This window comes from Micromonospora sp. M51 (assembly GCF_018070305.1).
In the GTDB taxonomy this organism is placed as follows: domain Bacteria; phylum Actinomycetota; class Actinomycetes; order Mycobacteriales; family Micromonosporaceae; genus Micromonospora; species Micromonospora parva.
The window spans coordinates 1-1,414 of the sequence record NZ_JAGPXZ010001108.1; the positions used below are offsets into that span (position 1 = coordinate 1).

Annotated in this window: 2 protein-coding genes; one reads left to right on the forward strand and one right to left on the reverse strand. The window is 73.0% G+C overall.

Features of this window, described 5'->3' with window-relative positions:
* Positions 1-704 (reverse strand): aldehyde dehydrogenase family protein (locus KBX53_RS32850; RefSeq protein ID WP_210863747.1); only part of this gene is annotated, 704 nt, incomplete at its 3' end.
* 142 nt (positions 705-846) lie between these two features.
* Between KBX53_RS32850 and KBX53_RS32855 the strand changes: the two genes are divergently transcribed.
* Positions 847-1,414, forward strand: a 568-nt coding sequence (locus tag KBX53_RS32855; RefSeq protein WP_210863748.1) for an aldehyde dehydrogenase family protein, incomplete at its 3' end; no start/stop codon positions are given.

A 1,414-nucleotide genomic window follows, 5' to 3' on the forward strand; every position in this document is an offset into this window, starting at 1 on the left:
TCCATGCCCGCGCGGGTCGAGCCGGTGATCGACACCAGCTGCGGGGTCGGGTGCGACACGAGGGTACGACCGGTGTCCCGGTCGCCGCAGACCACGTTGAACACCCCCGGCGGGAAGAACTCGGCGGCGATCTCGGCGAGCAGCAGCGTCGACACCGGGGTGGTGTCCGACGGCTTGAGCACCACGGTGTTGCCGGCGGCGAGCGCCGGGGCGATCTTCCAGACCGCCATCATCAGCGGGTAGTTCCACGGCGTGACCTGCGCGCAGACGCCGATCGGCTCCCGCCGCACGTACGAGGTGTGCCCGGCCAGGTACTCCCCGGCCGAGCGACCCTCCAGCATCCGGGCGGCACCGGCGAAGAACCGGAACTGGTCCACCGCCGGGGGAAGCTCCTCCTCGGCGGTGAGCTGCCGGGGCTTGCCGGTGTTGCGCACCTCGGCGTCGACAAGTTCGGCGGCGCGCGCCTCCACGGCGTCGGCGAGCTTGAGCAGCGCCCGCTGCCGTTCGGCGGGGGTGACCTCCCGCCAGCTCTCGAAGGCGGTGGCGGCGGCGTTCATCGCCGCGTCCACGTCGGCAGCCCCGGAGACCGGGGCCTGGGCGAACACCTCACCCGTGCAGGGGTCGACCAGATCGGCGTAGCCGCCGTCGGCCGGGTCGACGTAGGAGCCGTTGACGAAGTTGCGCAGCTGCTGCTGGTCACTCATGAGGGTTCACTCCGAGGGGGCCGGGGGCGCGGTTCTGCGGCGGTTATCGCAATCTCTCTGCCATCTTCGCTACCGAATTCGCGGCAGACAAGGGTTATCGCGACTGTTTCCGTCGGCTGATCGCTCGGCTACGCTGCTCGGCGTGGAGCCCGCACCCTTCTTCGTCGCCTCCCGACCCGCCACCGGCGAGGGTGAGCTGACCGTCCACCACCCGTACGACGGCCGCCCGGTGGGGCGTACCACATTCGCCACGCCCGACCAGGTCGCCGCCGCCGTCGCCGCCGCGGCCGGGGTGGCCGCGCACGCCGCGGCCCTGCCCGCGCACGCCCGCGCGGCTGCCCTCGACCACGTGTCCCGGCGGCTCACCGAACGCGCCGCCGAGATCGCCGCACTGATCACCGCGGAGAACGGCAAGCCGCTCAAGTGGGCCCGCGCCGAGGTCGGTCGGGCCGTGTCGACCTTCCGGTGGGCAGCCGAGGAGGCCCGACGCTTCTCCGGGGAGCTGCAACGACTCGACACCGACCCGGCTGCCGGCGGGCGGATCGCGCTGGTCCGGCGGGTGCCGAGAGGCCCCGTGCTGGGCATCACGCCGTTCAACTTCCCGCTCAACCTCGTCGCCCACAAGGTGGCGCCGGCCATCGCCGTCGGCGCGCCGATCATCGTCAAGCCCGCGCCCGCGACGCCCCTGACCGCGCTGCTGCTCGGCGAGC